This is a genomic window from Kocuria salsicia (genome assembly GCF_007681555.1).
Lineage (GTDB): Bacteria > Actinomycetota > Actinomycetes > Actinomycetales > Micrococcaceae > Kocuria > Kocuria salsicia.
The window spans coordinates 25928-49794 of sequence record NZ_VELE01000005.1 but is presented as its reverse complement, the minus strand read 5'-3'; the positions used below and the strand labels follow the sequence as shown (position 1 = coordinate 49794).

20 protein-coding genes are annotated in these 23867 nt (G+C 67.4%); 9 read left to right on the top strand and 11 right to left on the bottom strand.

Annotated elements, in window-relative coordinates:
* Nucleotides 1–39: 39 nt before the first annotated feature.
* From gyrB to dnaA, 5 genes are all read right to left on the bottom strand, one after another.
* The gene (gyrB, locus tag FS770_RS08830) at nt 40–2106 is read right to left on the bottom strand and encodes a DNA topoisomerase (ATP-hydrolyzing) subunit B (protein WP_145011229.1); all 2067 of its coding nucleotides are present in this window, start codon (nt 2104–2106) and stop codon (nt 40–42) included.
* A gap of 361 nt (nt 2107–2467) precedes the next feature.
* A complete protein-coding gene (locus FS770_RS08825) occupies nt 2468–3061 on the bottom strand; it encodes a DciA family protein (RefSeq protein ID WP_144941530.1) in 594 nt (197 codons plus the stop codon).
* Nucleotides 3054–4367, bottom strand: a complete 1314-nt coding sequence (recF, locus tag FS770_RS08820; protein WP_144941532.1) for a DNA replication/repair protein RecF — start codon at nt 4365–4367, stop codon at nt 3054–3056. The genes FS770_RS08825 and recF overlap by 8 nt, the downstream gene beginning before the upstream one ends.
* Nucleotides 4368–4371: 4 nt before the next feature.
* On the bottom strand, nt 4372–5496 hold the full coding sequence (gene dnaN / locus FS770_RS08815) for a DNA polymerase III subunit beta (protein ID WP_055086126.1): 1125 nt from the start codon (nt 5494–5496) through the stop codon (nt 4372–4374).
* 596 nt (nt 5497–6092) lie between these two features.
* A complete protein-coding gene (gene dnaA / locus FS770_RS08810; protein ID WP_144941536.1) occupies nt 6093–7733 on the bottom strand; it encodes a chromosomal replication initiator protein DnaA in 1641 nt (546 codons plus the stop codon).
* A 467-nt stretch (nt 7734–8200) separates the two neighbouring features.
* On the opposite strand from dnaA, the gene rpmH reads away from it, so the two are divergent.
* From rpmH to FS770_RS14100, 8 genes are all read left to right on the top strand, one after another.
* Complete coding sequence (rpmH, locus tag FS770_RS08805; protein ID WP_012399425.1) at nt 8201–8338, top strand: 50S ribosomal protein L34; 138 nt, start codon at nt 8201–8203, stop codon at nt 8336–8338.
* Nucleotides 8339–8366: 28 nt separating this feature from the next.
* Nucleotides 8367–8708 carry a ribonuclease P protein component gene (gene rnpA / locus FS770_RS08800; protein ID WP_144941538.1) on the top strand — a complete coding sequence of 114 codons (342 nt, stop codon included), beginning with the start codon at nt 8367–8369 and terminating at the stop codon, nt 8706–8708.
* Between the two features lie 67 nt (nt 8709–8775).
* Nucleotides 8776–9210 (top strand): membrane protein insertion efficiency factor YidD, encoded by a 435-nt coding sequence (gene yidD, locus FS770_RS08795; RefSeq protein ID WP_244944844.1) that lies wholly within the window; start codon nt 8776–8778, stop codon nt 9208–9210.
* Nucleotides 9207–10190 carry a membrane protein insertase YidC gene (gene yidC / locus FS770_RS08790; protein WP_144941540.1) on the top strand — a complete coding sequence of 328 codons (984 nt, stop codon included), beginning with the start codon at nt 9207–9209 and terminating at the stop codon, nt 10188–10190. Before yidD ends, yidC begins: the two co-directional genes overlap by 4 nt.
* A gap of 14 nt (nt 10191–10204) precedes the next feature.
* Nucleotides 10205–10747, top strand: coding sequence for a Jag family protein (locus FS770_RS08785; RefSeq protein WP_144941542.1), 543 nt, complete (start codon nt 10205–10207; stop codon nt 10745–10747).
* Nucleotides 10744–11478, top strand: coding sequence for a 16S rRNA (guanine(527)-N(7))-methyltransferase RsmG (gene rsmG, locus FS770_RS08780; protein WP_145011226.1), 735 nt, complete (start codon nt 10744–10746; stop codon nt 11476–11478). The genes FS770_RS08785 and rsmG overlap by 4 nt, the downstream gene beginning before the upstream one ends.
* 265 nt (nt 11479–11743) lie before the next feature.
* On the top strand, nt 11744–12598 hold the full coding sequence (locus tag FS770_RS08775) for a ParA family protein (RefSeq protein WP_414672753.1): 855 nt from the start codon (nt 11744–11746) through the stop codon (nt 12596–12598).
* Nucleotides 12599–13557: 959 nt separating this feature from the next.
* Nucleotides 13558–14856 (top strand): ParB/RepB/Spo0J family partition protein, encoded by a 1299-nt coding sequence (locus tag FS770_RS14100; RefSeq protein ID WP_244944842.1) that lies wholly within the window; start codon nt 13558–13560, stop codon nt 14854–14856.
* 114 nt (nt 14857–14970) lie between these two features.
* On the opposite strand, the gene FS770_RS08765 is transcribed toward FS770_RS14100, so the two are convergent.
* From FS770_RS08765 to FS770_RS08740, 6 genes are all read right to left on the bottom strand, one after another.
* Entirely contained in the window at nt 14971–16353 is a 1383-nt protein-coding gene (locus FS770_RS08765; protein WP_145011223.1) for a peptidoglycan-binding protein, read from the bottom strand.
* A gap of 153 nt (nt 16354–16506) precedes the next feature.
* Nucleotides 16507–16899 (bottom strand): thioredoxin, encoded by a 393-nt coding sequence (gene trxA / locus FS770_RS08760; RefSeq protein WP_222126506.1) that lies wholly within the window; start codon nt 16897–16899, stop codon nt 16507–16509.
* On the bottom strand, nt 16899–17912 hold the full coding sequence (gene trxB / locus FS770_RS08755) for a thioredoxin-disulfide reductase (RefSeq protein ID WP_145011299.1): 1014 nt from the start codon (nt 17910–17912) through the stop codon (nt 16899–16901). Before trxB ends, trxA begins: the two co-directional genes overlap by 1 nt.
* 252 nt (nt 17913–18164) lie before the next feature.
* Nucleotides 18165–19799: a hypothetical protein gene (locus tag FS770_RS08750; RefSeq protein ID WP_145011219.1), complete on the bottom strand. Its 1635-nt coding sequence runs from the start codon at nt 19797–19799 to the stop codon at nt 18165–18167.
* A 66-nt stretch (nt 19800–19865) separates the two neighbouring features.
* Nucleotides 19866–21521, bottom strand: a complete 1656-nt coding sequence (murJ, locus tag FS770_RS08745) for a murein biosynthesis integral membrane protein MurJ (protein ID WP_145011216.1) — start codon at nt 21519–21521, stop codon at nt 19866–19868.
* A gap of 66 nt (nt 21522–21587) precedes the next feature.
* On the bottom strand, nt 21588–22088 hold the full coding sequence (locus FS770_RS08740; protein WP_055086106.1) for an NUDIX domain-containing protein: 501 nt from the start codon (nt 22086–22088) through the stop codon (nt 21588–21590).
* Between the two features lie 244 nt (nt 22089–22332).
* Between FS770_RS08740 and FS770_RS08735 the strand changes: the two genes are divergently transcribed.
* Nucleotides 22333–23757 (top strand): CCA tRNA nucleotidyltransferase, encoded by a 1425-nt coding sequence (locus FS770_RS08735; RefSeq protein ID WP_244944840.1) that lies wholly within the window; start codon nt 22333–22335, stop codon nt 23755–23757.
* Nucleotides 23758–23867: the final 110 nt, after the last annotated feature.

Here is a 23867-nt window from a genome sequence, read left to right as displayed (position 1 = left end):
GAGGGGGAATGTCCGGCTATCACCGTGTGCGGGGACGGACTAGATGTCCAGGAACCGGATGTCCTTGGCATTGCGCTGGATGAACTCTCGGCGGGACTCCACGTCCTCGCCCATCAGCACGGAGAACACCTGGTCCGCAGCCGCGGCGTCGTCCATGGTGACCTGGCGCAGGGTGCGGTGCGCCGGGTCCATGGTGGTCTCCCACAGCTCCGTGTAGTCCATCTCGCCGAGGCCCTTGTAGCGCTGGATGCCGTTGTCCTTGGGCAGACGGCGGTTCTCCGCCAGGCCCTTGGCCAGAGCGGCGTCCCGCTCCGCGTCCGAGAACACGTAGTCGTGCGCGGCGTTGGACCACTTGATCCGGTAGAGGGGCGGCTGCGCGAGGTACACGTAGCCGTGCTCGATCAGCGGACGCATGAAGCGGAACAGCAGAGTGAGCAGCAGCGTGGTGATGTGCTGGCCGTCCACGTCCGCGTCGGCCATGAGCACGATCTTGTGGTACCGGGCCTTCTCAATGTCGAAGTCGTCCCCGATCCCCGCGCCGAACGCGGTGATCATGGACTGCACCTCCGCGTTGGACAGCGCCCGGTCCAGGCGCGCGCGCTCCACGTTCAGGATCTTCCCGCGCAGCGGCAGGATCGCCTGGTGGGCCGGGTCGCGGCCCTGCACCGCGGAACCGCCGGCGGAGTCGCCCTCCACGATGTAGATCTCCGAGAGCGTGGGGTCCTTGGACGAGCAGTCCTTGAGCTTGCCGGGCATGCCGCCCGATTCCAGCAGGCCCTTGCGCCGGGTGGTCTCGCGGGCCTTGCGGGCCGCGAGCCGCGCCTGGGAGGCGTAGATGGCCTTGCGGATGATGTCCTTGGCCGGATTGGGGTTGCGCTCCAACCATGTCCCGAACAGGTCGAACATCTCACGCTGCACGAAGGTCTTGGCCTCCGAGTTGCCCAGTTTGGTCTTGGTCTGGCCCTCGAACTGCGGCTCGGCAAGCTTGATGGAGATCACCGCGGTGAGCCCCTCGCGGACGTCCTCACCCGTGAGGTTGTCGTCCTTGTCGCGCAGCATCTTGTTCTCCCGCGCGTAGCGGTTGATCAGGGTGGTCAGCGCAGTGCGGAACCCCTCTTCGTGGGTGCCGCCTTCGTGGGTGTTGATGGTGTTGGCGTAGGTGTGCACGGACTCGTTGAACGCCGTGGTCCACTGCATCGCCAGCTCGAGCGACATCTTCTTCTCGGGGTCGTCCACCTCGAGCGAGATGACGTCCTCGTGGATCAGCTCCGCCTTCTTCGACGAGTTCAGGAACGTCACGTAGTCCAGCAGGCCGTCCTCGTAGCAGTAGACCACCTGGCGGGCGCCCGAGATGGCAGCAGCCGCCTCGTCCGCACCGATCGTGCCGCCGTCCTGGCCCTCGAGGGGGCCGGTGACGTCCGCGGGGGCGTCACCGGCGATCTCGTCGCCGGTCTCCTCCGTGGCCCGCTCGTCCGTGAGGCTGATCCGCAGGCCCTTGTTCAGGAACGCCATCTGCTGGAAGCGGGCGCGCAGGGTCTCGAAGTCGAAGTCGACGGTCTCGAAGATCTCGGGATCCGGGTAGAAGACCTGTGTGGTGCCAGTCTCCTGCGTCTGTTCCCCGCGCGCCAGCTCGCCCTGGGGGTGCCCGCCGTTGGCAAAACTCATGCGCCACACGTAACCCTGGCGGCGCACCTCTGTCTCCACGAGACGGGACAGGGCGTTGACCACGGAGATGCCGACGCCGTGCAGGCCGCCCGAGACCGCGTACCCGCCGCCGCCGAACTTGCCGCCGGCGTGCAGGATGGTCATCACGACCTCCACCGTGGGTCTGCCCTCGGTGGGGTGCATGTCCACCGGGATGCCGCGGCCGTTGTCGGAGACGCGCACCCCGCCGTCCGACTGCAGCGTGATCTCGATGTTGTCGCAGTACCCGGCGAGCGCCTCGTCCACGGAGTTGTCGACCACCTCGTAGACCAGGTGGTGCAGGCCCCTGGGACCAGTGGAGCCGATGTACATCCCGGGGCGTTTCCTGACCGCCTCGAGGCCTTCCAGAACGGTGATGTCGCTCGCGCCGTACTCGTGCTCTAGGGGATCCTCTGTAGCCACGGGGTTTCCGGTCCTCCTGCGTATTGGATGTCGATCACCGCCCGCCCACATGAGTGCAGCCGATGAGACGGCTCGCGGCTCATCGGCTGGCGGGACGAAGATCTGTGACTCCACATTCTACCGGATGACGCGCTGAACGGCCCGCAGACGCTCCGGAACCCCTCGCCGCAGGGTGGAGCCATTTTCGGGGTGCGGACCGGCTCGCAGGATTCTGGCCAGTTTTTGGGCCGACCGGTGAGCCGCGTCTCGCGGATCGGACGTACTCGTGTCCGCCGCTGACGGGGCGCTGGCGGTGGTCCCCGGGTGCTGGGTGGTGCCTCCTGGGCCACTGGGTCGAGTCGGCGGGTCCCCGGACCGCTGACTAACCGTAGGTGTCCCGTGGCCCGCGCCCCTGCACACGCCACCGTCCGCGCTTCCAGCTAGGTCCCACGGGCCCGTGGATCTCCAGCCGGGTCACGATGCCCTCCCCGAGCTTGTCCGCGAAGTTCGCGAGGATCGCGGACTGCATCAGGCGCAGCTGCGTGGCGTACGCGGTGGAGTCGCAGCGCACCCGCACCACGGTGTCCTCGAAGTGCTCCGGCCACGAATGCTCGGCGTTTCGCACACCCACCAGGGACGGCCAGTCCGCGAGCACCGTGCTCACGTTCACGGGCGTCTTCCACCCCCTGTGGGTCATCAGGGTGTCCACGACGGAGGACAGTGGTCTGGGGTCCCGCGCAGATTTTCCGGGGCCGGAGAATCCTCCCAGCTGGCGCGGATCCGTGCCGAACCGGGTGGACCTGCGCAGAGCCGGGGACCCCGTGCCTTCCTCCATCGCGGTGCCGAAGGCCCGCATGTTCTTGGCCGCGGCGGCCTTGGACAGCGGCATGTCCCCGCGGCCCTGGGCAGCCTTGCGGACGCGCTGCAACGCCACGGCGGCGGCGTCCACCACGTCCCGGTGTGCGGGTTCAGCCACCCTCGGCTCCCCTCGTCGCGCTTTCCACACCTTCAGGTCCGGGCCCGCTGCGGTCGCCGCCGTCGTGGCGGTCCCCGTGGTCCTCGCCGTTCCCGCCTTCTTCGCCCTGGGTATGCCGGACGATCTCGGACGACGACGACGCGTCGCCGCGCACGGCGACCGAGCCCGGTTCCACATCCACCACGGTGTGGGTGTGCTCGAGCAGCGCGAGCGGCAGGTCCTCGTCCACGGCCGCGGTGACAAGCACCTGTTCGGCCTGCCCCACGAGCTCAGCCAGGCGGCGGCGGCGTCGGGCGTCGAGCTCCGCGAAGACGTCGTCCAGGATCAGGACGGGCGCCGAGCCCCGGCCGGGATCGTCCGCGAGGTGGACGTACCACGAGCCGAGACGCAGGGCGAGGGCAGTGGACCAGGTCTCCCCGTGGGACGCGTAGCCCTTGGCGGGGGTCTCGCCCAGTCGGATCAGGAGGTCGTCACGGTGCGGGCCCACCAGGGTCAGACCGCGCTCGCGCTCCTGGCGCTCCATCCGCTCGAACGCCTGCATCATCAGGTCGTAGAGGTCCGCCACGGAGAAGTGCGCGAGCGCCCGCTGGTCCGTGCCAGGGGCCACGGAGGAGCTCTCGTAGCCGAGCGAGACGTGCTTGGGGCCGTCGGTGAGCTGCTGGTAGGCGCGGTCCACCTCGGGTTCCAGTGCCTCCAGCAGCTGCAGGCGGGCACCCATGACGGCCGCACCGGCGCGCGCGAGCTGGTCGTTCCACACCGAAAGAGTGGCCCGGTCCGACTCGTCGAAGCCGCGCCGGCCGCGGGTGGACTTCAGCAGGGCGTTGCGCTGCTTGAGTGCTCGCTCGTAGTCGGAGCGGGCCGCGGAGAGCACAGGCCGCATGGCCGTGGCGAGGTCGTCCAGGAAACGTCGCCGGTGCGAGGGGTCCCCCTTGACGAGGGTGAGGTCCTCCGGGGAGAAGAGCACCGTGTGCAGCGTGCCGAGGGCTTCCCGGGCCCGGACGGGTGCCGCTCGGTTGATCCGAACCCGGTTGGCCTGTGCCGCGTTGAGCTCGTACTCCAGGACCGTGCGCTGACCGGCCCTGTCCACGCGGGTGCGGATCACCGCCCGCTCCGAACCTGTGGCGATCAGCGGGCCGTTGCCCGAGACCCGGTGCGATCCGAGCGTGGCGGCCCAGTCCAAGGCCTCCACGATGTTGGTCTTCCCCACGCCGTTGGGTCCCACGAACACCGTGAGACCCGGGGCCAGCGGGAGGTCGAGGGTGTGGTAGGTGCGGAAGTCCAGGAGCGAGAGGTGGTCTACGAACACACGATCACTGGTTGGGCAGTCGAACCGGCATGAGCAGGTACTTGTACGTGACGTCGTCCTCACCCTCGGAGTCTCCCTGTGCCGAGAGCACCGCGGGCTTGGGCGGGGCGGTGAAGGAGAACCTGACGTATGCGGAGTCGAAGGCGTGCAGGCCCTCGGAGAGGTACGTGGGGTTGAACGCCACGGTGATGTCGTCCCCGTTGAGCTGCGCGTCGAGTACCTCGGAGGCCTGGGCGTCCTCCCCGGTACCGGCGTCCAGCGCCACCTGCCCCTCGCTGAAGGCCAGACGCACGGGCGTGTTGCGCTCAGCCACCAGAGACACGCGACGCACCGCCTCCACGAGCTCGGAGGTGCGCACAACCGCCGTGATGGGTGTGTTCTCCGGGAAGAGGGAGCGGATCTTCGGGTACTCGCCGTCGATCAGCAGGCTCGTGGTGCGTCGGCCGCCGGACTCGAAACCGACGAGCTCGGTGTTCTCCGCCAGCGCGATGTTCACGTCACCGGAGGACCCGAGCGTCTTGGCGATGTCGTTGAGCGTCTTGGCCTTGATGAGGGCGGCCGTGGAGATGGTGGGGTCGGAGGGGCGCCAGGTGAGCTCCCGCATGGCCAGGCGGTAGCGGTCCGTGGCGAGCAGCGTCATCTTCTCACCCTCAATTTCCACCCGGATTCCGGTGAGGATCGGCAGGGTGTCGTCCTTGGAGGCCGCGATGTTCACCTGGGCAACCGCGTGGGCGAACTCGTCCCCGGCGACGACGCCGGAGAGTTCCGGCAGCCCCGGCAGCTGGGGGTAGTCCTCCACTGGCATGGCCGCGAGGTTGAACTTGGAGGACCGGCACGTGAGTGTGACCTTTCCCCCCTCTGCCTCCAGCTGCACAGGTGCTGAGGGAAGGGAACGGCAGATGTCCGCGAGCAGTCGGCCGGAGACCAGGGTGGTCCCCTCCTCGATCACGTCAGCGCTGATGGTCAGGCGTGCGGAGATCTCGTAGTCGAAGCTCGCGATGGACAGGGACCCGTTCTCGGCCTTGATCAGCAGCCCAGAGAGCACGGGGACGGGCGGGCGAGGGGACAGTGAACGAGCAGTCCAGGTGACTGCTTCGGCCAGTACGTCGCGCTCGACGGAGAACTTCACGGAGGGCCCCTCTTTTGCCGGAGAACAGAAGTGTCGTGCCTGCATGGTATCCGGCGGGGCGGACAGGCATCGACCTGTAGTGAGTCTCTGGAGTCCACTCTGTACGGCAGGGTCTGAGGATTCGTGTAATTACAGAGGTCTCAGGGCTCGTTCGGGCGTGCGGAGGTCAGGATTTTTGTTATTCGGTGGATCTTTTCTTAAGGGGTAGAAGTGTTAACAACCCCTGTGGACTCTGTGGATAACCGCCTTCATCGCAGCGGATCCGTGGGTTCTGGGTGTTGATCGGTTGTGGATGGATCGAGGTCGGGCTGTGGCCGTGGCGTGCAGAACTTCCGCGTGATTCCGGGGATTCCACAACTCCACCCACCGATTCCGGCGAGTTGTCCACGGTCGGACCCCGGTTGTCCACAGATTTTTCCACACCGCCCCTCGGGCGGCTGTTCACAGCGCGTCCACACACCCGTCGAATCATGTGGATGAGGGCACCCCGGTCCAGTGCCGGTGCGGGCGCAGCCTGTGGATGAACGACAGGAAAAAGGGGATCCCCGGGACCAAGTCCAGGGATCCCCTCCTGCCGAGTGGGTGCGGCGGCAGTGTCAGCCTTCGCGCGACTGCTGCTTGATGCGGTTGGTCAGCTCGGTCACCTGGTCGAAGATCTGGCGCCGCTCCGCCATCAGCGTGCGAATCTTGCGGTCCGCGTGCATGACCGTGGTGTGGTCCCGCCCGCCCAGCTCCTGGCCGATCTTCGGCAGCGACATGTCCGTGAGCTCCCGCAACAGATACATGGCGATCTGCCGGGCGGTCACGAGCGTGCGGGTGCGAGACTTGGACTTCAGCTCATCCAGCGTGATGTTGAAGAATGCCGCGGTCTGCCCGAGGATCGAGGCCGCCGTGATCTCCTGGCCGCCGTCGTCCGTGATGAGGTCCTTGAGCACGAGCTCCGCCAGCGGCAGGTCCACCGGCTGCTTGTTCAGCGATGCGAACGCCGTGACGCGGATCAGCGCGCCCTCGAGCTCACGGATGTTGGTGGAGATGTGCGAAGCGATGTACTCCATCACGTCGTCAGGGGCGTCCATCCCCTCGCTGATGGCCTTCTTGCGCAGGATCGCGATGCGCGTCTCGAGCTCGGGGGGCTGAACGTCCGTGATCAGACCCCACTCGAAGCGTGAGCGCATGCGCTCTGCGAATCCCGTGAGCTGCTTCGGGGGCATGTCGCTCGTGATCACGATCTGCTTCTCGTGGTTGTGCAGCGCGTTGAACGTGTGGAAGAACTCCTCCTGCGTGTGCTCCTTGCCCGCGAGGAACTGGATGTCGTCGATCAGCAGCAGGTCCACGTTGCGGTAGATGCCTTTGAAGGAGGAGCCCTCGTCGTCCCGGATGGAGTTGATGAAGTCGTTGGTGAACTCCTCGGAGTTCACGTACCGCACCCGCAGTTTCGGATAGAGCCGCTTGGCATAGTGGCCGATCGCGTGGAGGAGGTGGGTCTTCCCGAGTCCCGACTCCCCATATATGAACAGCGGGTTATATGCCTTGGCCGGGGTCTCGGCCACAGCGAAGGCGGCGGCGTGGGCGAAGCGGTTGGACTGCCCGATCACGAACGAGTCGAACACGTATTTGGGGTTCAGTCGGGCCGAACTGTCCCACTCGGAGTCCGCGGGACTCGTGTCCGAGCCGCTGCCCGTGCTCAGGACCTCCGCCGGTTGACGGGCGGGCGGTGCCGCCTGGGGATCGCGACGCGGTGGGAGGTTCCCGGCGTCCGCCACGGCGTCGGCAAAGGCATCGGCCGATGCACCGGAGAGGAAGGGTGCTGCGTCGAGGCTGGAGGAGTTGTCCGTGTGCCCGGGGTGGAAGGCGCCCGGCGCGCGCTCGGCCTCCACCTCGTTCAGCGAGGGCATGGCGGTGTCGGAGGTGCGGGCGTCCGAGACGCGCGCATCGGTTGCGGGGCGGGCGGGGCGCGGTTGCACCTCGAGCTCCGGGTCCACCACGAAGGCCATGAGGGTGTCCTCCCCGAAGACCTGGCTGACGGTGGCATCCAGGACCTCGGACATGGGTCGGTGCTGCAAGAACTCGCGGGTGACCTCGCTTGGCACCGCCATCAGCAGGGTGGTCCCCATAAGCCCGCGCGGCTCGCACACGGCGATGTTGCCGCGGCCGCGGCCGGTGACGTGGGGGTTCTCGTTCATGATGCGGACGCACTCTGCCCACTGCTCGAGCAAGGTCTGGTTGTCCTGCTGCATGAACGACTCCTGACGTGAGGGACCGGAACGCTCCAGTTTTCCACAGAGTTGTACACAGCGGTGGATAAACCTCGTGGGGGCGGCCGCGAACCTCAGCCTAGAGCATCGTTCCTGCCTGCACCTAGCCCGAGCACGGGGGTGTGCGTAACTACAATCGTGTAGTTCTACTATGGGGATAACTCCCGTCGAATGCCCGTCCGGACGTGGTTTTCCACATGCCTGGGAGGGGTGGTGTGCACAGCTGTGGAGAGCCGCCGCCACCGGGGATCAGCTGTCCAGCGGCACCGGACCGCGTCCCAGGGGCATCGGTGCCATTTGACCGGTGTGTCGCCATTGACTACTGTGGGTCAGTCTTGTGCGTGTAGTATCGCGATTTCTGCGTGCCCGCACGCCCTCATGTACGTACCGCGTGCGCCCCTGCGATCCGTCGCGGTGGCACACCGTTGTCCAACCTCGTGGAGTGACTAATGCCCAAGCGGACTTTCCAGCCGAACAACCGCCGCCGCGCCCGCAAGCACGGCTTCCGTGCTCGCATGCGTACCCGTGCCGGCCGCGCCATCATCGGTGCTCGCCGCAGCAAGGGCCGCGCCAGCCTGTCGGCCTGAGACCCATTCGACCCGCGAGGTTCGCATCATGCTGCCCACTCGGCACCGGATGCGGACCTCGGCGCAGTTTTCAGCCACCGTACGTTCCGGCGCCCGCAGCGGCCGCCGGAACGTCGTCGTATCCGTGCGGCTGAATACCGGGGAAGACACCCGTGTCGGGTTCGTCGTCTCCAAGGCGGTCGGCAACGCCGTGACCCGCAACAAGGTTAAGCGGCGCCTGCGTGAGCTCACGGCACAGACGGTCCGGGAGCACCCGCGGAACCTCTCCGTCGTCGTGCGGGCTCTTCCGGCCGCAGCGGGGGCGAGCTGGCAGGAACTGGGGCAGGATTACGCCGCGGCGTTCGACGGCGCAGTGCGCCGGCAGCGGTGAGCGCGCCGTCGGCCCCGGCAGCCATGCCGTACCGTTGGCAGAAGACTGTGGAGAAGGAGGCACGCGCGTGACGTCACCGCTGACTCCTGAGCAGATCCTGGCACGCGCGCCCCATGAGTACAACGTGCCCCGCGGCGTGGTGCAGGCGGTCCTCCGTGCGCCCCAGAACCTGTGCATCGCGTTGCTCAAGCTCTACCGCACCATCGTCTCCCCGCTCTACGGGGACGTGTGCCGCTACTTTCCATCCTGCTCGGCCTACGCACTGGAGGCGTTCACGCGCCACGGGGCCGTGCGAGGACTGGGGCTGACCGTCTCCCGGCTGCTGCGCTGCCACCCATGGGCGGCCGGTGGGATCGACAGGGTGCCGTCGGGCGGCCGGGAGTTCGTCTCCCTGGCCGACACCCCGAAAATCGTTCTGCTCAACCACCCGAACCTCGTGCGGGACCATGCGCACGACTGCCCGGCCCGCCACCACGCGGCTCAAGGAGCTAACGCTCGATGAACTTCTTCGACATCATCCTCTTCCCCTTCAGATGGATCGTCTCCGCGGTCCTGTGGGTCTTCCACGAACTGTTCACGGCTATCGGCCTGGACCCGGCTTGGGGCTTCACCTGGGTGCTGTCCATCGTGGGCTTGACCCTGGTCATGCGAACGCTGACGATTCCGCTGTTCCTCAAGCAGATCAAGTCCATGCGTGGCATGCAGGAGCTGCAGCCGGAGATGGCGAAGCTGCAGGCCAAGTACAAGGGCAAGAAGGACCAGCTCTCCCGCCAGGCCATGGCGGAGGAGCAGATGGCGCTCTACAAGGAGCACGGGTCCAACCCGTTCGCGGCCTGCCTGCCGATCATCGTGCAGATGCCCATCTTCTTCGCGCTGTTCCAGGTGCTGCGCTCCGTGCCGAAGGCCGCGGAGAACAACGAGTCGATCCACGTGCTGGCACCGAACCTGGTGCATCAGTTCAACGACTCGACCATCTTCGGTGCGCCCCTGTTCTCCACGCTGATGGAGCCGGGCTCCGGCAACCACGCGGCGACCATCACCCTGGCGCTCATCATGATCGTTGCCATGAGCGCCACCCAGTTCATCACCCAGCGCCAGCTGACCGCGCGCAACATGAGCGACTCCGCGAAGGAGTCCCCCATGTACCGCCAGCAGCAGATGATGCTCTACCTGTTCCCCCTGATCTTCGCGATCGGTGGCATCAACTTCCCGCTGGGCGTGCTGATCTACTGGACGGTCTCCAACCTGTGGTCCATGGGCCAGCAGTGGTGGGTCATCCGCAACAACCCCACCAAGGGGTCGCAGGCGGAGCGCGAGCTCAACGAGCGCCGTGCCGCGAAGGGCCTGCCGCCCGTGGGCATGACCAAGCAGCAGCACGAGGAGAAGCTCGCGGAGCAGCGTGAGCGCGCGGCGGCGGGCCAGCGCCAGCAGCCGGTCTCCAAGAAGCGGCAGAGGCAGCAGACCAAGAAGAACAACGGTTGAGAGGCCCGCATCCCATGAACGAGATGGACAATCCTCTGCACTCCGAGGAGCAGACGCCCTCCGAGGATGCGCAGGACTCGACGCTGTCCCCCCTCGAGGAGGAGGGCGAGATCGCCGCGGACTACATCGAGGAGCTGCTCGACACCGCGGACATCGACGGTGACATCGACATCGAGGTGCGCGACGGCCGCACGTACGTCTCCGTGGTCTCAGAGGACGGCGACGACTCTGAGCTGCGCGCGCTCGTGGGTGAGGACGGAGAGACGCTGGAGGCCCTGCAGGAGCTCGCGCGGCTGTCCGTGCTCAGCTCCACGCAGCGACGCAGCCGGCTGATCCTGGACATCGCGGGCCACCGTGATGAGCGCGCCACCAAGCTGCGCGAGGTGGCCGAGGACGCCGTCTCCCGCGTCCAGGGCGGGGAGTCGAGCGTCCATCTGCCCCCGCTGTCCCCGTACGAGCGCAAGCTCGTGCACGACGCCGTGGCGGAGGCCGGGCTCGTCTCGGAGTCCGAGGGTGACGGCGCCGGGCGGCACATCGTGGTCTCGGCGGGCGAATGAGCGGCTCCGGTTCTGCCTCGCAAGCCACCCCCGGTGGGTCCCATGCGGAGGGCGACGCCGTGGCGGTGCAGCGTCCGCGTGCCGCACCGGACCCCCAGCCGGCACCTGAGCTCGGGCCACTCGAGGGAGCTGCCCGCGAGATCTTCGGGGACCGCCTGGAGCTCGCGCAGCGCTACACGGAGCACCTCGCGTCGTCGGGGATCGTCCGTGGTCTGATCGGCCCCCGTGAGGCACCCCGGCTGTGGGAACGGCACGTGCTCAACTGCGCCGTGGTGCAGGAGCTCATCGCCCCGGACGCGCGCGTGGTGGACGTGGGGTCAGGAGCCGGTCTGCCCGGCCTCTGCCTGGCGATCGCACGGCCTGACCTGTCGATCACGCTCGTGGAGCCGCTGGAGCGCCGGGTGACGTGGCTGGAGGAGGTCGTCGCGGATCTCGGGCTGGAGAACGTGCGCGTCCTGCGCGCCCGGGCCGAGCAGGCCAAGGCCGAGCTGGGGCCCGTGGACGTTGTGACGGCCCGGGCGGTCTCTGCCCTCGTGGGGCTGGTGGACATCACCCTGCCCCTGCTGAAGGGCCAGGGTGAGCTCCTGGCGCTGAAGGGGCGCACGGCGGAAGAGGAGCTGCAGAAGGCGTCCAAGAAGCTCAACCGCTTCGGCGTGCGCTCCTCGGAGATCGTCACCGTGGGCGCGGACGTCCTGGCGGAACCGACCACGGTGGTCCGGCTGGTTCTGTGAAGACCCCCGCCCTGACAGGCGGGGATGTCGATAAGCTACGGGAAGCACCGCAGCAGCCACGAAAGGGACAGTCGACATGACCACTCCGGATCATTCCGATCAGGGACTCACGCGCGGGCACGACTTCGGTCTGCCGCCGGATCCGGTATCCCAAACGAAGAAGGTTGTCCCCGACCGCGGTAAGCATGTTTCACGTGAAACAGGCGGTCCGGTGGGGCTGACGGCACAAGACGCGGTGGCGGATACCGCCCTGGGGAGGAAACTCGTGGAAGAGAACAAGCGCCGCGACAAGCTCAAAAACGTCCAGCTGGACCGACCCGAGAGCACTCGGTACATCACCATCAGCAACCAGAAGGGCGGAGTCGGCAAGACCAGCACCTCCGTGAACCTGGCGGTGGCGCTGGCCGAGCAGGGGCAGAACGTCCTGGTGGTCGACAACGACCCACAGGGCAACGCCTCCACCGCGCTGGGCATCCCCCACGGCTCGGACGCGGACTCGGTCTACGACATCCTCATCGACGAGGTGCCCGTGGTGGACGTGGTCAAGCAGTCTCCCGAGTCCACGAGTTTGTGGGTGCTGCCCGCAACCATTGATCTCGCGGGCGCTGAGATCGAGCTCGTCTCCGTCGTTGCTCGTGAGCAGCGGCTGCAGCGCGCGCTGGCCGAGTACGCCGCAGCACGCGAAGAAGCAGGGCTCCCCCGTCTGGACTACGTGTTCATCGACTGCCCGCCGAGTCTGGGCCTGCTGACCATCAACGCGTTCGTGGCGGCCACTGAGGTCCTCATCCCCATCCAGTGCGAGTACTACGCACTCGAGGGGCTCAGCCAGTTGCTCAACAACATCAAAATGATCCAAAGGCACTTGAACCCCGGGCTCACGGTATCCAACATTCTCCTCACCATGTACGACGGGCGCACGAACCTCGCGTCACAGGTGGCCGACGAAGTGCGTCAGCACTTCCCGGATGAGGTCATGGAGACAATGATTCCGCGCTCCGTGCGCATCTCCGAGGCACCGAGTTATCAGCAGAGCGTCATCACCTATGATCCGAGTTCCACGGGCGCGCTGTCCTACCTGGAGGCGGCAGCCGAGCTGGCATCGAGGGCGCCGACCTCGTAGGTAACCGGGAGTCAGCAGCGATTTTTCCAGCCCGAGGGCCGCGATGTTTCACGTGAAACATCGCGGCCCTTCGTCGTTATCGAGTTCTGGGAGTGCTTCACGTGCTTGAAATCCTGGCGCACAATAGGCGGCCATGAAGTACGCGATGCGCACCTTGTCTGGGGGCCGCTTGGGGAACGAACATCGACTGAGGGGAGGTCGCTGACCGGCAAACACAGCTTTTCGGCGGTTCTTCCACCCTTGCGTTGACTACGATGGATGCAACGATTACTACGTGGAGGGACATCATCGTGGCAGAACGACGTCGTGGACTTGGCAGGGGCCTCGGTGCCCTGATTCCGAGCGGCGAACCGAGCAGTGCGGAGAACTCAGCGGCAGGGAGCGAGAAGCTTGGGGGGCAGTCGTCCACTGACACTCGCACCAGAGAACGTGGGGCCGCTGAGGGGCGCGCACCAGATCCTCAGGGCAAGGAGGCTGGTTCCGGCAAGGGGGTCACGGCAGATCCGTCGAAGGCCTCAAAGCGTGTGGCTGGGAAGATTGCGTCCACGACGTCGGACTCGAAGACCGACACGGGGGACAAGGCGAACAAGGCGGAGAAGAGCGAGAAGGCTGCTTCTAGACAGTCCACATCGATGCCTCGGGAACCATCGGGGGCGGCGGCATCGGGTACCAAGAACGCAGAAGGGACGGCGGAGAATCGTGAGGCAACGGGCGTCCCTGTGAGGAAGCGCGCGGTGTCCTCCACAACCCGAAAGGCCTCCGCGGCCCCGAATAGTGTCGGGTCTTCGTCGACCTCGGGTGAGCGGCCTACCTCCGATAAAGGGCACGATGTTTCACGTGAAACACCGCCGGGGACCGTGGCTTCGAAGGGAGTAAGGGAACCGGCCAAGCCGGCGCGGAAGCGCCGGGACATGGTTCAGGCGTTGCGAAGCACAACATCTGTGAGTCGACCGGTCGACATGTTCTTCTTGTCATCAGGGAATCAGGGGGAGCACTCTGCTGGAGAGGCGGAGAGCGAAGAAGTCTCCAAGTCCTTCGATGTTTCACGTGAAACATCGCCCAAGACCCCGGAGCCGCGACCAACCAGCAACGCCGGGTCGGAATCCGCGGGTGGCTCAGGTGGTAAGGGTGACGTCACGGCAAGCGCCGAAACGAACGGTGACCAGCCTGTGAACGACGAGTCGCGTGCCCATGGCACCGATGTTCCACTTCAAACAACCTCCACTCCCGACAGTATCGATGCACTCGCAGTACCAGGTAACGACAAGCCGACACGTTCCACGGCGGGCGGCCGACGAGTCGAGTCGGTGAAGGCCGCACCGACGGCGTCTCCGGAGCCCGGTGCGGTCCCTGATCATGTGGGGTCGGAGACGCCTGACAGGACCGCCCCGGGCACCGAGGACGCCAGAGCGTCGAACAACGAGCTGCAGATGGTCCCCGGAGCCCGATTTGCCGAGGTCCCGGTGGCAGACATTCACCCGAACCGGCGGCAGCCGCGTCAGGTCTTCGATGAGGACGAACTCGCTGAGCTGGCATTCTCCGTCAAGGAACTCGGCGTACTGCAGCCCATCGTGGTGCGGCCGAGTCGCGAGGAGGGGGAAGGTAGATACGAGCTCGTCATGGGAGAGCGCCGGTGGCGAGCCGTGCAGGAGGCTGGCCTGGATGTCATCCCGGCTATCATCCGCGACACGGCCGACAACGACCTGTTGCGTGATGCGCTGCTGGAGAACCTGCACCGGGCACAGCTGAATCCGCTCGAGGAGGCAGCGGCATATCAGCAACTGATGGAGGAGTTCGGGGCCACACAGGAGCAGCTTTCCGATAGAATTGGCCGCTCTCGTCCCCAGATCTCCAATACGTTGCGTTTGCTTCGTCTGCCAGCTCTCGTGCAGAGGCGTGTAGCGGCGGGCGTGCTGAGCTCGGGGCACGCGCGCGCACTCCTCGCTCTTTCGGATCCCGCAGAGATGGAACGGCTAGCCCAGAGAATTGTTGCAGAGGGGCTTTCTGTCCGCGCGACGGAGGAAGCCGTGGCTTTGGCAGATGGCCTCAAACGGCGTGCCACGAAGCGCAAGGCGCCAGCGAACCGGCATGACGACCGGCTCGGATACATCGCGGACGCGTTCTCCGACAAGCTGGACACGAGCGTCAAGATTCAGCTCGGAGCTCGTAAGGGGAAGATGACCATCGAGTTCGCTTCAGTCGAGGACCTGAACCGGATTATTGACGTGCTGGACCCCAAACTAGACGCTGAGAACTGAGAACTGAGAGAAGGGCCCCGATGTTTCACGTGAAACATCGGGGCCCTTCAGTATGTCGCGAGCCTGGGATGGGATCGCCGCCCTACCCACCGGTGAGCGGGGACACCGGCACGATCAGGGTTCGTTGCGGTAGTAGTTCTGGATGTCCGCCAGGCTCATGGTGCCGGTGGCCGCGGGTGAGGGCTCCGGTACGAGAACACGCTGGAGTCCACAGAGCACGGACTCGGCCAGCCGGGCACGGTAGGAACCACGGCTGAGTTTTTTCGCCTCAGCCTCGTTGGAGAGGTAGCCAAGATCGACCCACGCCGCGGCGGTACCGGCGCTGCGCAGAGCACTCCACTGGCGTGCGTGGCTTCCCAGGTCTTGAGCGCCGGTGCGGGACACCAGCTCACGCAAAATCTTGTCGGAGGCAAGCTGTCCGATGGGGGAGTAGGGCTGGCCGGATTCCGGTGCCCCCCAGAAGAAGGTCGCTACGCCCTGGGCCTGCGGGGAGGCGTTCCAGTCGCACTGCAGACGGATGATGAGGGCGTCGGACCGCTCTCGCAGCACCTCGTCGACGGAGGCCACGACGTGTCGGGGGGCCTTGGACGTCTCGCCCTCGACGCCTGCGATCATCACACCATGACCGTGTCCGGCCCCCCGCACAGCATCAGCGGTGCCTCCATCAGACGGGTCGGCCTCAGGGGTGCTGACAGCGGCCGTATCACCAGCAGCAGCAACGGTCACCGCACCACCCTCGGCGTGGAGCGTGGCGCTGGTCGCGTCACTCTCCGCCTCGGGTTCCGTGCCCGCGATGGAAGACGGAAGGCTCTCGGGGGAGGGATCTACGAGCACCGGGGCGGCTCCCACGTTGTGGAGCAGGTCGTAGCTGCGCAGGGCCACCTCGTAGCTGATGGAGTCCTGCTGCGCGGCGAAATCCGAGGGCGCACCCGCGGGCTCTACCTGGGAGCTGGCACGGGAGGGGACGAGCACGATCACACGGTCACGCAGGGCTTCGTGCAGCGCCTCCAGGCGCTGGTGGTCTCGCAGGGAGAACGCCTTGGAGGTGGTGATCTTCTTGCTCACCCGTGCGAGTCCGGTGAGGGTCTCAAGGTCCACGACGCCGTCGCACTCCACACCCAGGCTGCACTGCAGCTCACGCACAGCGTAGGCGGTCTTCTGCGTGAACGTGCCGTTCAGGTGACCGTAGTAGAAACCCAACAGGGAGAGGTTGTTCTGCAGCTCCTCGACGTCATCCCCGTGCAGCGGCTCCATGTCGTTGAAGTACAGCGGGCGGTCGCCGAGGGTGTACTGGGCGTCGTTGAGTGCGGCGTCGGTCTCGAGCCCCACGAGACCGTCCACGATGAGTCCCTTGTGCTGCTGGAACCACCGCACCGCCCGGTCCACGCGCTCGTCGAAGAGCGCTGGATCCGACACGTTCTCGGGCGCAATGCCCGTGTCCGTGTTCCCCGCCCTCAGGAGGCGTTCCCTGAGGCCCACGACACGTCGGTCGCTCATGCCGTGGCGGAGGGTGGCTCCGGGAGTTGGGTGCTGCACGTGGATCTCCCCGTGGGTGTCGGTCCGTCCCGGTCGGACGGAGCTCGGACCTGCATCGTCTCAGAGAAAACCCGGGCCCGCTCACTTGTCCGTGGCGGGCCCGGGTGGTGTGTCCTAGGCGGAGGGGGACAGGTAGTCCCCGAATTCCTTCTCAAGGGCGGACTTGGGCTTCGCGCCGATGGAGGTCTTGGCGACCTCTCCGTTCGCGAAGAGGTACACGGCCGGAATGGACGTGATGCCGTACTGGGAGGCGATCGCGGGGTTGTCGTCCACGTTCACCTTCACCACGTCCACCTGCTCTGCGTGCTCGGCCGCGAGAGCATCCAGCACGGGACCGAGCTGGCGGCAGGGGCCGCACCACTCCGCCCAGAAGTCCACGATGGTGGGCTTGGAGTTCTCGAGCACCTCCGCCTGGAAGGTGGCGTCCGTAACGTCTTTCGCTGCGCTCATGTCTTTTCCTTTCGATGGTTCTTCCCGGGGGTTCGGGAGGCGAGGGTGGGGCCGGATCAGCTGTCCAGGGCCGCCAGGTAGTGCTCCACGTCCACGGCGGCCACGCAACCGGACGCGGCCGCGGTGATGGCCTGGCGGTAGGTGGGGTCCACCACGTCACCGGCGGCGAAGACTCCCGGCAGGGACGTGGTGGAGGTGCGGCCGTCCACGGCGATGGTGCTGTCCGCCGTGAGTTCCAGCTGGTCCTTTACCAGGCCCACGCGGGGATCCGAGCCGATGGCGACGAAGAGACCGGTCACGGCCAGTTCGGAGGCCTCTCCGGTGACGGTGTCTTCGAGGTCGAGGGACTCCACCTTGTTCTCCCCGTTGATGCCCGTGACCTTGGTGTTCCAGAGGATTTCGATCTTCGGGTCGTCGAGGGCACGCTGCCGCATGATCTCCGAGGCACGGAACTCGTCCCGTCGGTGGATCAGGGTGACCTTGTCCGCGAACTTGGTGAGGAAAGTGGCCTCCTCGATCGCAGAGTCACCGCCACCGATCACAGCGATGTTCTGGCCCTTGAAGAAGAAGCCGTCGCACGTGGCGCACCACGAGACGCCGTGGCCGGAGAGCCGCTCCTCGTCGGGCAGACCGAGCTTGCGGTACTCGGAGCCCGTGGAGATGATCACGGCGCGGGCACGCAGCACGGTGCCGTCCTCCACCGTGACGGTCTTGACCTCACCCTCCAGCTCCACGGACACCACGTCTTCGTAGCGGATGTCCGCGCCGAAGCGCTCGGCCTGCTGCTGCATGTTGCCCATGAGGTCCGGGCCCATGATGCCGTCGATGAACCCCGGGTAGTTCTCCACCTCGGTGGTGTTCATCAGCTCGCCGCCGGCGGTCACCGACCCGGCCAGCACCACAGGGTTCAGATTGGCGCGCGCGGTGTAGATCGCTGCGGTGTAGCCCGCGGGACCGGAACCTACGATGACGACGTCGTGCACGGCGTCGTCGTCCGAGGCCCCTGCCACCGCGGCGGGCGCGGTCTGCACTGAGGCGCCGAGGTCGAGGTTCACGGCGCTGGAGAACATGCCGGACTGATTGCTCACTGGTATGACAGCCTTTCCATGGATCACCGCGTCTGCGGAGGTGGACTACACGTCAGAACGTGGGGAGCCCGTTCAGATATTCCGCGACGCGGGGCGGGTGCTCGCGGACCCCGCCCGCGGCCGGATGACGGGGCACGGGCCGGGACGACGGACGCAGCTGGCCAGCCTCACGACCACCACCGAGCTGCCACAGCGCCGTGGACCCACGGCACGTCAACCCTCCGCACCTTCACTTCACCGCACCGTCAGCTCGCCGATGCGCAGGCCGTACTGGTAGCCGCCGATCGGGCTCTTGAGCTGCGGCAGCTGGTCCCACACGACCAGCACGTACTGGTGGGGCTTGCTACGCGCCGCGTCCGAGAGGGGCACGCGGATCTCCGGACCGGTGAAGGATCCTGAGCCCACCTTCTCGGCACCGTCCAGCGAGGGGCTGTCGGAGACGTACACCGTGAACTGCCCGCCCGAGCCGTTGGCCTGTTGCACCGTGACCTCCTGGACCGGCGCGGGTTCTTTCAGCTGCCCGGCCAGCCCCACGTACTGCACCAGGCCTCCGAACTGGGTGCTCGAGAAGCCGTAGCTGAGCCAGTAGGTGGCGGGGTTGCCGTCCGTGGCCTGGTTGAGTGTCGCGTCCGTGTCGGACATGAAGTTCGGGTCCGCGGTCACGCGTGTCACGCCGGTGATCTCGGGGGTCGCGTTCGAGGACGGGGACGACGTCGCTAGGGGGCTGCCTGCCTCCGACGGGGCCGCGTTCTGCTGCGCGGGCCCCTCCTGGGAGAACTGGCTCGTCAGCGATCCCAGGCTGCGGAAGCCCAGGACAATCACCGCAACCAGGGCCAGGACGAGCAGCAGCAGGATCAGCCACCGCAACGGACCCTTCCGCCGGTCCTCGGTGGTGGCCACTAGCTTGGCGCCCCCGCCCCCGTGCTCGGTGTCTGTCTCGGTGCTGCCGGTCGCGCCGGCCGCCGTCGCCGCAGAGGATCCGGCACGGGGTTTCTCAGGGCGGGAGCTCTCGGGACGGGATCTCTCGGGACGCTGTGTGCGTGCACCGACCGTGGCGGAGGCCCCGGCCCGGGATGCCGCCGCAACCGCGGTGGCGTCATCTGCGGGGCCGGCTCCGGCGGCGTCGCGATCGGCCCCGCGAGGGGTGGCTGAGCGTTCGTCGAGGCGGCCCGGTTTGCCCTCGGTGCGGGCGTAGCTCTCGTAACGGTTGTCACCGTCGTATGTGGGGTCGATCTCCCCCGCGGCGGCGGACGCACCAGCTGCACCGGCGCGGGATACCTCGCGGTCGAACATCGTGGAGCGCACGGCCCCGGGGCGCACCTTGCGGCGCACGCCGAGCCGGTTGCGCACGGAGGGGGCTGCGGGGGCGTCGTCGTAGTCGTCGTAGTCGGAGGGGTCCCAGCGGGTCACGGCCGGCTGCGCGGCGCTGCCTGCGTCCGACGCGGCGACGACCTGCTGGGGCTGGGTGGGGTCCGGCTCCTCGTAGATGTAGGAGGAGGACGCCGCGGTGCGGGAGCCGCCGAAGATGTCGTCCGAGAGCGAGTCGTCCTCGGAATCGTCGTCCCGGGTCAGCAGCGCGTCCAGGAGGTCGTCCGCGGGGTAGTAGGAAGTCACCAGGTAGGTGGAGTCATCCGTCTGTCCCATGTCCAGGACCTGGAACCCGCTGTGCCCTGCTCCACCGGCAAGCGATCGGGCCCGCTCCACCACGAAAGACTCGTGCCCGGTGGAGGGAACCAGGATCGAGACCCTTCGGCGCAGGATCTGGTCCTCCCCCTGCAGGACGTGATCCCCCTCGGGGGTGCTCGTCAGGGACGCTACAACCTTGTAACGGCCCCCCAGGACGGTTCCGAGCGCAATGGGCTGGGACACGATGGCTCCCTACTGAATCGGGCGCCGCGGCGGTCCCACGGACGCGAGGGGGTTCTTGGGGGCAGTCTAGCGGCCCAGCTTGGCCTTCAACGGGGCCAGCAGGGTGGTGAACTCCTGGACGCGGAACACCTTCAGGGCCACCGCGTAGACCACGGCCATGGCCGTGCCGCCCACCGCGAGGGTGATGATCGCCCACGCCTGGCCGTGCCACGGCAGGCCATCCGTGCGGTACCCGCCGAGCCACCAGAGCATCCCCGCGCCCGCGACACCCGCGACGAGTGCCGCAGCGAGGATCCGCGCGTGGCTGCCCACGATCCGCGAGAGGCCGTAGTCCCCGATCCGCCGGGTGAGGGCCACGTGGTAGATCACCGTGGCGAGGATGTTCTGCAGCGCGTAGCAGATGGCAATGGCGTAGACCATGTGCTCGGGACGGAATGCATGCCCGATGACCACGGCGCACAGCACCGTGAACACCGAGACTGCCAGCTGCACCACGAACGGCGTCCTGGCGTCCTCCTGCGCATAGAATGCCCGCCCGAGCATAAACGCGGTGGACATGAACGGCGCACCGATGGCGATGAGCGTGATGACCTGCCCGATCACGGCACCGGCGGCCGGGGCGTCGCCAGAGAACAGCATGCCCAGGGGCCCGGCGTAAATGATCAGCGCGACCATGCAGAACACGGTGGCCACACCGGTCACGCGCAGGCTCGAGGACAGCGAGCGCACGAGCGCGGCGCGGTCACCCTTGTCCACCGCGGCGGCCATGCTGTTGAACAGCACGGTGGCGATGGACAGCCCGATCACCCCGTGGGGCAGCGCGTAGAGCATGGTGGCCTGGTCCAGGACGGCCGTGCCCGCGATCGGAACGGGGGCACCCGGGCCGGGAGCGGCGTCGGACCGGGCGCCGGTGGGGATGGCGGCGGTGCGGTACAGGGCCATGAACGCGAGGTTCGCCACGACACCCGTGGCCAGCGTCCACCCGCCCAGCTTCCCGGCCGCGGCCAGGCCGATGCCGCGCCAGCCGAAGCGGGGACGGATCTTCAGACCCAGGCGGGCCAGGGGCCAGAACAGGATCAGGGCCTGCGCTGCCACGCCGACCGTGGCCATCACCACGAGCCAGAAGGTCTGCCCGGGGGTCCAGTTCTCCACCGTGTGGTGCTCCAGGCGGAAGGGATGGAACTGGCGGATGAACACCAGCAGAGACGCGATGGCGATCAGGTTGTTGAGCACCGGGGCCCACATGTACGCGCCGAACGCCCCCTTGGCGTTGAGCACCTGCCCCACCACCGTGTAGAGCCCGTAGAAGAAGATCTGCGGAAACGTGATGAGCGCGAACGTGGTGCCCATGGCCAGCTGGGCGTCCGTCCACCCGGGGCCCATCAGGCGCATGATCGGGCCCACGCACACCACCACCGCAGTGGTGATCACCAGCAGCGCGATGACGGCCAGGGTGATCAGCCGGGAGATGTAGTCCGCACCCTCGTCCTCGGCCTTGGACGCCTTGATGATCTGGGGGACCAGCACGGCGTTGAACACGCCGCCGGCGATCAGCACGTAGATCAGGTTGGGCAGGGTGTTGGCCAGCTGGAAGACGTCCGCCATGGTGGTGGCGGAGCCGATGGCCACGGTGATGAGGAAGGTCTTCACGAACCCCAGGACGCGGGAGACCAGTGTCCCCGAGGCCATCACGGCGCTGGCGCGCGCCCCGGACTTCTGCATGGAACAAGGCCTCCTGCGCGAGGGGTGGGACCGTGTGCGGCGCACGACGGTTCGAGCGGGACCGCCCTACAGCTGGTGGATGATGTATTCCCTGGCGATGTCTGCGATCCGCCGTTCGTTGGGGAAGGACAGCTTCCGGCCGAGGTCGTCGATCCCGGACCACGCTACATCCACGGCCTCATGGTCCGGATCGTTCTCGGTGGTCAGATAGCCGCCGGTGGCCTCCAGCAGAAAGTGGTGGACGGTCTTGTGCACGCGGTGCCCTGCGACCGTGAACCAGTAGTCGATGCTGCCCAGGGGAGAGAGCACCCGGCCCTCGATCCCGGTCTCCTCCTCGATCTCCCGCACGGCGGCCTGCTGGTTGGTCTCCTCACCCTCGGGATGACCCTTGGGAAGGCACCACTCGAGGCGTCCGCCGCGGTTGATGCGGGCGATGATGGCCACGGGGTGAGTGGGGTCGGACAGGTTGACCACGATCCCACCGGCCGAGACCTCTTCCACCGTGGGCAGCGCAGAGACCGGTTGGTTCGGTCGCCTCTTGGGCGCGCTGGGTACGGGGAAAGCCATGGCCCCTACCTTAGCCACTTTCGCATGGCACTCCCTGATGGGCCAGGGGTGCCCAGGGGGCTGGGGTGGGGACGCTCACCGGGGACGACGCCGCTCGGGGCCTCCGCGCTCCCCTCGCCTCCGTGGGCCCAGGGTCCGCCGCCCCGCCCCGCTTCTCACAGCGCGCCCGGCACTGCGTGTGCGTCCCGCGTGCGCTCCGTCGCACGGTGGTCCGCGGCCCGGTGATGCGATAATGGCTCTCATCATGACGCAGCTGCCGGACACCTCCTCACTCCACCCCGTCTCGCGCGAGCTGGGGCGCCTCTTCGACCGGGCGGGCCACGAGCTCTCCCTGGTGGGCGGTCCCGTGCGGGACCTGCTGCTGGGCAGGGACGCCCTGGACCTGGACTTCACCACTGACGCGAGCCCGGACCAGACGCTGGCGATCATCCGAGACTGGGCGGACGCCCACTGGGAGATTGGCCGGGAGTTCGGGACCATCGGCATGCGCAAGGCCGGGATGCAGCTGGAGGTCACCACCTACCGCGCGGAGGACTACGACCCGGACTCGCGCAAGCCCACGGTGGCTTTCGGGGACGACCTCACGGAGGACCTGCGCCGCCGGGACTTCACGGTCAACGCCATGGCCCTGCGTCTGCCGGACATGGAGCTCGTGGACCCGTTCGGCGGCGTCAAGGACCTGGCCGCGGGGGTGCTGCGGACGCCCGGCACCCCGGAGGACTCCTTCACGGACGACCCCCTGCGCATGATGCGCGCCGCACGGTTCACGTCCCAGCTGGGCCTGGACGTGGTGGAGCCCGTGCGGGAGGCCATGACGGCGATGGCGCCGCGGCTGGAGATCGTCTCGGCGGAGCGCGTGCGCGAGGAGCTCGTGAAGCTGATCTGCGGCGCCCAGCCGCGCCGCGGCGTCGAGCTGATGGTGGAGACGGGGCTCGCGGAGATCGTGCTGCCCGAGGTGCCCGCCCTGCAGCTCGAGACGGACGCGGCGCACCACCACAAGGATGTCTACCAGCACTCCCTCACGGTCATGGAACAGGCCGCGGAGAAGGAGACGGGCCCGGACGGCCCCGTTCCCGCCCCGGACTTCGCGCTGCGCTTCGCGGCCCTGATGCACGACGTCGGCAAGCCGGCCACCCGGCGCTTCGAGCCCTCCGGGGCGGTCAGCTTCCGCCATCACGAGGTGGTGGGCGCCAAGATCACACGCCGGCGGATGAAGGCCCTGCGCTTCGACAACGAGACCATCAAGCGCGTCACACGCCTCGTGGAGCTGCACATGCGCTTCTACGGATACGGCGAGGCGGGCTGGACCGACTCCGCGGTGCGCCGCTACGTGCGCGACGCCGGGGACGAGCTTGAACGGCTGCACCGGCTCACCCGCTCGGACGTCACCACCCGCAACAGGCGCAAGGCCGCCCGGCTCGCCGCGCACTACGACGAGCTCGAGCGGCGCATCGACCAGCTCGCCGAGCAGGAGCAGCTCGAGGCCGTGCGCCCCGAGCTGGACGGGCAGCAGATCATGGCGGTCCTGGGCGTCCCGCCCGGGCCCGTGGTGGGCCGTGCCTACAAGTTCCTGCTGGAGATGCGCCTGGACGAGGGTGCTGTGGGGGAGGATGTCGCACGCGAGCGGCTCCTGACCTGGGCGCGCGAGAAGGGTGTCGTCGCCTCCTGACGGCGCGTGCGCGGCGTCGTCGTCGCAGGAGGTGGCGGCACTGCGTTCACGCGCCGCGGCGTGTGGATCACCCGCCCTCGTGGAACACTTGGGGCCAAACGTCGTCACGG